Consider the following 8,179-nt stretch of genomic DNA (forward strand, 5'->3'; position numbering starts at 1 on the left):
GGAATTTTACCTGCAGCGTAAGTTTTTTCTTGATAGTTAACCGTCAACGGGAAAAAGTCTTGACCTGGCTTAGTATCTTTTTTACCAACAACAGATACTAATACACAAGTATCGTCCATGCTGGCCATAACAGCTGCTGTGGCTTGACGAGCAATTACGCCCGTTTCGAGAGTAACAGTATGCTGACCATACTGAAAAGTTTTAGTAATAGGAGTCATTTTTATCCTTTAAATATTTTTATTCATTGCCCCACTTAGGACAATAGTTTTTGCTTTGTTTGAGTATCGCTTTCAAATGCGGCGCATAGTATAGCGGGTCAATCAGGCTAAAAACAGCGTATGACCTAAATTAACTGTAAAAACACCACATAAACGTTCATTGCTAGGCCCTTGTTCGTTGAAGCCATTGATTAGGGTGATTATTCTGCATAATAATTAATCATCATCAGAGTATTGCTCAAAAAAGTCTATTGGTTAAACTGCTTTTCTACCCACATGTTTAGGACTTAATATGAAAAAAATCACATCGGTTTTAATCGCTTTCACTTTGGTTGCTTGCCAAGCAACGGTGGCCGATACTAAACCCGCCTCAGCCTCAGACTCACTTTCAGCAACAGCTGAATCCGTTGGTTTCTCGCCCAAACGTTTAGAGCGAATTTCCACTGTGATGCAAGACTATATCGATAAAGGCAAACTTGCAGGCACCCTCACCTTAGTCGCTCGTAACGGAAAAATTGCCTACTTAAATGCCCAAGGCATGATGGACAAAGAAGCAAGTAAACCTATGGCTGAAGACGCGATTTTCAGAATTTACTCTATGAGTAAACCGGTAACATCGGTAGCTGCAATGACCCTTTGGGAGCAAGGCAAGTTTCATATGCACGACCCTGTTGCCAAATACCTGCCAGAGCTAGCTAACTTAAAAGTGTATGTGAGTGGTTCGGGCGATAACATGGTGGTGGAAGACACTAAAACTACCATGCGCGTGATCGATTTATTTACTCACACAGCTGGTTTTAGTTACGGCTTTGGCAACAGTGAAGTAGACAAGTTATATCAAAAGCTTCAAGCCGATCCTAATGCACTAACGCGAGAAAACATGTTGAGTAAATTAGCGGAAATACCGCTAGTACATCAACCTGGTACTGCATGGAACTACGGTGTAAATACCGATGTACTTGGTTTTTTAGTTGAAAGACTAAGCGGCAAAAAACTCGGTGATTATATGCAAGAAATACTATTCACACCTCTAGGTATGAAAGACACAGGTTTTTTCGTGTCTGAAGAAAAATTGCATAGACTGGCCCAGCTTTATACTGCGAATCCTAAAACTGGCGAAACAGTTGTGATGCCAAACGCACTGTTAAGTAATTTCAAAAGCGATCCTGAAATCCACAATGCTGGCGGCGGTTTAGTTTCTACCATGCAAGATTATTTTACCTTCGCACAAATGATGTTAAATGAAGGAGAAATTAACGGAGTCAGAATTTTAGGCCGTAAAACCGTTGAATACATGCGCAGCAACCATTTACCAGAAAATTTGATCCCATACGGGAATGATGCTTTGGGCGAAGGGTATGGTTTAGCGATGTCGGTCACTGTTGATACCGGGCAATTAGGCTATATGGGTTCAAAAGGCAACTTTGGTTGGGGCGGTGCTGCATCCACTTATTTCAGAGTCGATCCTCAAGAAAAAATTGTATTGATTGCCATGACCCAATTTATGCCTATTGGCTTTCATCGTTATCACGACGACTTTAGAAACCTTGTTTATCAGGCATTAGTGGATTAAACGCCATTGTTTAGCCTTTTGAAAACGGGATCTGCATGATCCCGTTTTTATTACTTTCATTTGGATTAGGAATGTATTGATGACAAACAAAGTACACTTTAAAAATCTTGAAAATATGTATTCGGCAGCACCGATAAATAAGATTTTTGAGCCAAAGATGCAGGTTAGTGAAGGTGAAGCCGTCATCGAAATAGCGTTATCCGAAAAATTCCACCACTCTGCGGGTGGTGTGCATGGCTCGGTGTATTTCAAAATGTTAGACGACTCAGCTTTTTTTGCTGCCAACTCATTAGAAGAGGAGTTTTTTGTATTAACCACGTCATTTACAACTTACATCACTCGCCACGTCACCTCAGGAAAAATGAAAGCCATTGGCAAAGTAGTCAACCAAAACAGCTCGCAGTTTATTGTGGAATCGATAGTCTATGATTCACAAGACCGAGAGATTGGTCGCGGCAATGGCATATTTGTTAGAGGAAAGTTTCTATTGGTCGACGCCGCAGGATATGTTTAAGTAACCCGAACTCGGGATAAGAAACGCCTGTAAGTAGCGCTATTTTTGCCCCTATCTTCGTTGTTCATCATGAGTGTAGAGTGACTACACAACATAATGAACGCCTTGATAAGAACAAAACTAGCACCACTTACCCATGATTTGAATAGATGCATTAAGTTTAATAAAAGTAAGTGTTTGAAATATAAATGTAAATATGTATTTTTCGACATTCCTTATCCCGAATTCGGGTTAAGTAGTCTTTTTAATCAAGGAGATAAACATGCATAGATTCATTCTTTCCATAGCTTTTTTATTAGGGATGTCTTTTAACAGTCATGGAAAAACAGATGAACTGGCCTTTGAAGCAGTCGAAACCTTGTTTGCGTCTATTTCGAATGTAGATCACCAGAAAATGCGCTCTGTAGTGACCGACTCATTTGTATTGTTGGAACATGGTGAAGTATGGACTATTGACGATCTCGTTAATGTTGTGACGGCTTCCGAATACGTTAGGACAAATTTTTTTAGTATTATCAGTTTTGAAGCAATGAATGATGCCTATTTAGTTAACTACTGGAATAAAGCTAAGCTCGATAATAAAAAAAACAGTAAGGACATTATTTGGTTGGAAAGTGCGCTTATCAAAAACATAGATGGGAAGTGGTTAATATCTCAATTACATACCACACGGCTTGACGACAAGCGCGCACCTAAAGGTGTTCAGTTTATTCAACTAAAAAGTTAACAAGTGTTCAAACAAAAACGAGATCTTATAGATCTCGTTTTTTATGTCCTTAACTCGCAACTAACACCTTGCAGCTCCCCCTAAGGCTTTAACGTCATCTTACCTTTCACTTCACGGTTCATGACCTTATTTAATGCGTCTTTGGCATTTTCTAGAGGCACAATATCATCCACTACAACTTTGACTTTACCTTGTACATACCAAGTTAATAACTCTTTCATGTTCGCGGCAAAGTCTTGTGGTTGATGTTGGGTAAAGGAGCCCCAAAATACGCCCATCACTGAGTAACCTTTTACTAACGCAAGATTCACCGGGAATTCTGGAATAGTACCGCCAGCAAAACCAACTACTAGCAATCTACCGTTCCACGCCATGCTTCTGGAACAAATATCAAAAGTATCGCCGCCCACACATTCATAGACTACATCCACGCCTTTACCGTCTGTGGCTTCTTTAATCGCCGCTTTTAGGTCGGTGTCGGTGTAGTTGATCAGAATATCGGCACCATTGGCTTTGGCCATATCTAACTTTTCTTGGGTTGAACATACAGCAATAACAGTTGCGCCCATTTCTTTGCCAATTTGTACTGCAGCTAGGCCGGTGCCTCCAGCCGCACCTGTTACTAACAAGGTTTCACCGGGTTGAATTTGTGCTCGTTGTTTCAAGCCATGATGGGCGGTGGCATGGGCTGTGACTAAAGCTGCGGCTTCTTCATCTGGAATTTCATTTGGTAGTGGCAAAATATGGGTGGCGGGGCATAATACTTTTTCGGCGTAGCCGCCTAACATACACATAGCAATTACCCGCATGCCCACTTTAAGGTGTGATACACCCTCGCCTACTTCGCTGATAACACCAGCGACTTCGTTTCCTGGAATAAACGGAAATGGTGGCTTCATTTGATACAAACCTTGCACCAATAACCCATCAGGGAAGTTAACTCCACATGCAGTTACATTCACTACTACATGGCCTTTTTTAGCCACGGGATCGGGTACATCTTTGTATTGTAATTGTTCTACTGGGGCAAATTCTTCACATACTATGGCTTTCATTGATGTCTCCGTGCAAATACTAGTTTTTAGGCAAAACCTTAACGCTTTGCCTTTTTATTATTGAGTGAGTTTTAACGCATATTGGGCTAAAGGTTTAACGATTGCGCCTACCCCTTGGGCTTCTTTATTCGAGGCATTGCCGTCTTGGGCACGTTTTGCCACACCTTGGGCAATAGCCGCTAATCGGAAAAAGCTAAAGGCGAGATAAAAATTCCAGTTATCTATTTTATCAATACCCACCAGCTTGCAATAAGTCGCTACATACTCTTGCTCCGCAGGGATCCCTAAAGGTGCTCTATCTACGCCACCTAAGCCTGTGGCTTTGCCGACGTTTTCTGGTAAACGTAATTGCATACACTGATAAGCCAAATCGGCATAAGGATGGCCTAAGGTCGATAGTTCCCAATCCAAAACCGCTAAAATTTTCGGCTCGGTTGGGTGAAACATGACGTTGTCCATACGGTAGTCGCCGTGTACTAACGACACCTTACCGTCATCTTCTGGTAGATTTTTTTCTAACCAGGCCATTAGCTGATCCATTTCTGGGATGGTTTGGATTTCAGACAACTTATATTGTTTGCTCCAGCGGCCCACCTGACGCTCGTAATAATTACCGGGTTTACCGTAATCACTAAGACCTACTTTTTCGATGTCTACACTATGTAGTGCTGCCATCACTTCAACCATGTCTTGGTACATTTCGCCGCGAGTTTGATTATCTGCAATTTCAGGCAAGGCGCTGTTCCAAAACACCCGCCCTTCTACATATTCCATAATGTAAAACATGCTGCCAATAAGAGATGTATCTTCACAAAGATGATACACCTTAGCCACAGGCACAGCTGAACCTTTCAGCGCATCCAACACTTTATACTCGCGGTCTACGGCATGAGCAGATTTAAGCAATTTGCCAGGGGGTTGCCTACGCAAAACATAAGTTTGCTTGGCCGTGGTCAACTTAAAGGTTGGATTTGACTGGCCACCAGCAAATTTTGTGGCAGTAACTGGCCCTTCAAACCCATCAATATGCTGAGTTAGGTAGTCAGCCAATAACTGCTCATCTAATTGTTCAACTGAAACTTTATCAGTCATTATTATTTCCTCTTTAACACTCTTATTAGGCGTTTTTGTCTTTAATTAAGTTTCGACCCAGTTGCATCATATGCACTTCATCTGGGCCATCAGCTAAACGTACGGTTCGGGCATAGGCATAAATAGCGGCTAATACATAGTCTTGGCTTGTCCCCCCAGCGCCGTGCATTTGTATGGCTTGATCGATCACATTACAAGCCATTTTGGGTGCCACAATTTTAATTGCCGCAATGATATCGCGACTTACTTTGTTGCCGTATCTATCCATGCTATCAGCTGCTTTTAGGGTAAGTAAACGCGCTTGCTCAATATCACAGTGCATTTGTGCTATGCGTTCACGGATAGATTGCTGTTTACTTAAAGGCTGACCAAAGGCCACTCGATTTTCAACCCGCTCACATGCTAAATCTAAGGCACGCTGGGCACAACCAATTAGGCGCATACAGTGATGAATTCTACCTGGCCCTAAACGCCCTTGGGCGATAGCAAACCCTTCACCTTCGCCCACCAATAAATTGGCCGCTGGCACTCGCACGTTTTCGAATAATACTTCAGCATGACCAAAAGGCTCATCAAAATGTCCCATTGAAGACAAAGGGCGCACTACAGTCACGCCTTGAGTATCCATTGGCACTAATATTTGTGATTGTTGCAAGTGCCGCGCAGCTTCGGGGTCGGTTTTCCCCATCACCACCATAATCTTACAATTCACATTCATGGCACCACTGGTAAACCATTTGCGGCCATTGATGACGTATTCGTCACCATCGCGCTTAATGGACGTTTCTATATTAGTGGCATCTGATGAGGCAACCGCCGGCTCAGTCATAGCAAACGCAGAACGAATCTCACCTTCTAGTAAAGGGACTAACCATTTTTGTTTGTCTTCTTCAGTTCCATAGCGCGACAATACTTCCATATTGCCGGTGTCTGGAGCATTACAGTTAAAGACTTCGCTTGACCACATTACGCGGCCCATTATCTCGCACAAAGGCGCATATTCTAAGTTGCTTAAACCGGCGCCATAAGGCAAATATTCTTCAGGTAAAAACAAATTCCATAAACCTGCCTCTTTGGCTTTTTGCTTAAGTCCTGCAAGCATAGCGGGCGGTGCCCAGCGATCTGGGTTGCTTTCAACGGCATGAATATATTCCTGTTCAACAGGGTAAATATGCTCCTCCATAAAAGCTTGTAAACGATCGATAAGTGCTTGAGATTTATCTGAATAATCAAAATTCATTAGGGTACTTCCTTTAACTAAAAGTAATGGAATCCAGTCTTTCTGGACTATCTAAATGGGGAATATTATTAAAACTCGATAAGCGAATATTATCTTGGTTGTAATAAAAATGGCTAATGCTGGTGTTGCGTACTTGCATATTCAATTCAATAACTTGTTTGGCTTCCATACCTAACACTAGACTCATTAACATGGATATAGCACCACCAGAGCTCACAATTAAAATCGGCTGTTTGCTTTTAGTATGGCAGGCGGCCTGCATGGCACCATTGACTCTATTTTTAAAATCTACCCAGCTTTCATCTAAGGTGTCCATAGGTAATTGGTCCTGCGACCAAGCGTACATGGCTTGTTTTAATAAACGGTAAAAATCTGCGGGTTGTGGATTTTTAGGCAAACGGCTTTGCGGATTAACTGTTTGGTAGCTATCGCCAATATTTTTGAAGTCAAATTCATTAAACCCCGTATCAATGGAGATCTCAGGCGATTGACCTAAGCCACGCAAAATGCCAGCTGTGGTCTCTTGATGACGTACCATGTCTCCCCTAAACGCTTTAGCAAAGCTGATATTTCTTGACTTAAAGTAATCACCTAGCCAAAAAGCCTGTTGATGGCCAAGCTCGCTTAACTTGTCGTAATTTTTTGCTCCAAATGAAGCTTGTCCATGACGGACCAAATAGAGTTCAGACACAAATTCACCATTAAATGTATTATCAGGGATATACTATTCTGAACAGATCTATTAGTTCAATTTATTATTTTAATTAAATACCATTTAGTAAATTTATAACAATTATTCTTCCTAAACACTGCTTTATTTAAAAAGAGTGTTTAGTTATCAATGTTTTATATTTAAAGTAAACAGCTTTAACATTTGACCAACTATACATTTACTTTCAACTTGGGTTCTTGCTAACATGCAGGTCTGATGAGTGGATCTTTTCATTAAGTCTAAGAGCTTAAGAAAGAATCACTATTTGTCATTAAAAAGCCATAAAGAGAACACATCAATGAATAGAAGTACTTTCAAGAACCTACCTTGTGCCAGCAATGGTTTTAAAAAAACCCTTTTAGTTTCAGCCATGCTAAGCACATTGGGTGCAACTAACTTACAGGCCCAAGAAGCAGATGCTGCGGCAGAAGCAGAGCCAGAATTCGAACGTATATTCGTAACTGCATCAAAACGTCAGACTGGTTTACAAGAAACACCCGTAGCGATTCAGGTCGTGTCTGGCGAAGCAATTGAACAGGCCAACCTTAAGGATATAAATGACTTGCAGGTTTTGGTACCTACACTACGTGTCACGCCATTAGAACGTTCAAGTAACGTTAACTTTTCTCTTCGTGGTTTTGGTAACGGGGCAAACAATACAGGTATTGAACCGTCAGTAGGTATTTTTATCGATGGCGTATACCGCTCTCGCGCTGGTGGCGCCATTGGCGATTTACCAAGAGTATCGCAAATTGAAGTACTTAGTGGCCCACAAAGTACCTTGTTTGGTAAAAATGCTTCTGCGGGAGTAATCAGTGTACGTACAATGGAACCAATTTATGACTTTGAAGGAAAAGTAGAAGTTGGTATTGGCAACTATAATCAGCAATCATTAAAAGGTTATGTCACTAACGGCATTACAGATGAACTAGCTTTCAGCTTATCTGGTGGCTTTAACACTCGTGATGGGTACACTACAAGTATTAGTAATGTTGAGGGGATCAAAGACCTCAATAACAAAGACAGATGGAATTTACGTGGTCAAATG

8 protein-coding genes and 1 pseudogene are annotated in these 8,179 nt (G+C 41.5%); 4 read left to right on the forward strand and 5 right to left on the reverse strand.

What is annotated here, in order from left to right:
* Positions 1-218, reverse strand: a pseudogene (locus tag Q0688_RS04100) (polyribonucleotide nucleotidyltransferase); the annotation flags it as partial.
* 292 nt (positions 219-510) lie between these two features.
* Between Q0688_RS04100 and Q0688_RS04105 the strand changes: the two are divergent.
* From Q0688_RS04105 to Q0688_RS04115, 3 genes are all read left to right on the forward strand, one after another.
* Positions 511-1,791, forward strand: a complete 1,281-nt coding sequence (locus Q0688_RS04105) for a serine hydrolase (RefSeq protein ID WP_299073435.1) — start codon at positions 511-513, stop codon at positions 1,789-1,791.
* Positions 1,792-1,870: 79 nt separating this feature from the next.
* Positions 1,871-2,305 (forward strand): PaaI family thioesterase, encoded by a 435-nt coding sequence (locus Q0688_RS04110; protein WP_299073436.1) that lies wholly within the window; start codon positions 1,871-1,873, stop codon positions 2,303-2,305.
* Between the two features lie 262 nt (positions 2,306-2,567).
* On the forward strand, positions 2,568-3,032 hold the full coding sequence (locus Q0688_RS04115) for a nuclear transport factor 2 family protein (protein WP_299073438.1): 465 nt from the start codon (positions 2,568-2,570) through the stop codon (positions 3,030-3,032).
* Positions 3,033-3,112: 80 nt separating this feature from the next.
* On the opposite strand, the gene Q0688_RS04120 is transcribed toward Q0688_RS04115, so the two are convergent.
* Genes Q0688_RS04120 through Q0688_RS04135 form a run of 4 tightly spaced genes read right to left on the reverse strand, consistent with a single transcriptional unit; the run spans position 3,113 to position 7,110 of the window.
* Complete coding sequence (locus tag Q0688_RS04120; RefSeq protein ID WP_299073440.1) at positions 3,113-4,087, reverse strand: NADPH:quinone oxidoreductase family protein; 975 nt, start codon at positions 4,085-4,087, stop codon at positions 3,113-3,115.
* Positions 4,088-4,144: 57 nt separating this feature from the next.
* Positions 4,145-5,179 (reverse strand): phosphotransferase family protein, encoded by a 1,035-nt coding sequence (locus Q0688_RS04125; protein WP_299073442.1) that lies wholly within the window; start codon positions 5,177-5,179, stop codon positions 4,145-4,147.
* 25 nt (positions 5,180-5,204) lie between these two features.
* Positions 5,205-6,419 carry an acyl-CoA dehydrogenase family protein gene (locus Q0688_RS04130; protein WP_299073444.1) on the reverse strand — a complete coding sequence of 405 codons (1,215 nt, stop codon included), beginning with the start codon at positions 6,417-6,419 and terminating at the stop codon, positions 5,205-5,207.
* Positions 6,420-6,432: 13 nt separating this feature from the next.
* Positions 6,433-7,110 carry a histidine phosphatase family protein gene (locus Q0688_RS04135; RefSeq protein ID WP_299073446.1) on the reverse strand — a complete coding sequence of 226 codons (678 nt, stop codon included), beginning with the start codon at positions 7,108-7,110 and terminating at the stop codon, positions 6,433-6,435.
* Between the two features lie 319 nt (positions 7,111-7,429).
* Here Q0688_RS04135 and Q0688_RS04140 point away from each other — a divergent pair.
* A partial coding sequence (locus Q0688_RS04140) for a TonB-dependent receptor plug domain-containing protein (protein ID WP_299073448.1) occupies positions 7,430-8,179 on the forward strand: 750 nt, incomplete at its 3' end.

Origin of the sequence: uncultured Paraglaciecola sp., assembly GCF_937123705.1 — a bacterium.
Taxonomy (GTDB): Bacteria; Pseudomonadota; Gammaproteobacteria; order Enterobacterales; family Alteromonadaceae; genus Paraglaciecola.

Bases quoted from the DNA above. Each gene is read 5' to 3' on its own strand.
- Q0688_RS04105 (WP_299073435.1), top strand. From the start codon at position 511: ATGAAAAAAATCACATCGGTTTTAATCGCTTTCACTTTGGTTGCTTGC.
- Q0688_RS04110 (WP_299073436.1), top strand. From the start codon at position 1,871: ATGACAAACAAAGTACACTTTAAAAATCTTGAAAATATGTATTCGGCA.
- Q0688_RS04115 (WP_299073438.1), top strand. From the start codon at position 2,568: ATGCATAGATTCATTCTTTCCATAGCTTTTTTATTAGGGATGTCTTTT.
- Q0688_RS04120 (WP_299073440.1), bottom strand. From the start codon at position 4,087: ATGAAAGCCATAGTATGTGAAGAATTTGCCCCAGTAGAACAATTACAA.
- Q0688_RS04125 (WP_299073442.1), bottom strand. From the start codon at position 5,179: ATGACTGATAAAGTTTCAGTTGAACAATTAGATGAGCAGTTATTGGCT.
- Q0688_RS04130 (WP_299073444.1), bottom strand. From the start codon at position 6,419: ATGAATTTTGATTATTCAGATAAATCTCAAGCACTTATCGATCGTTTA.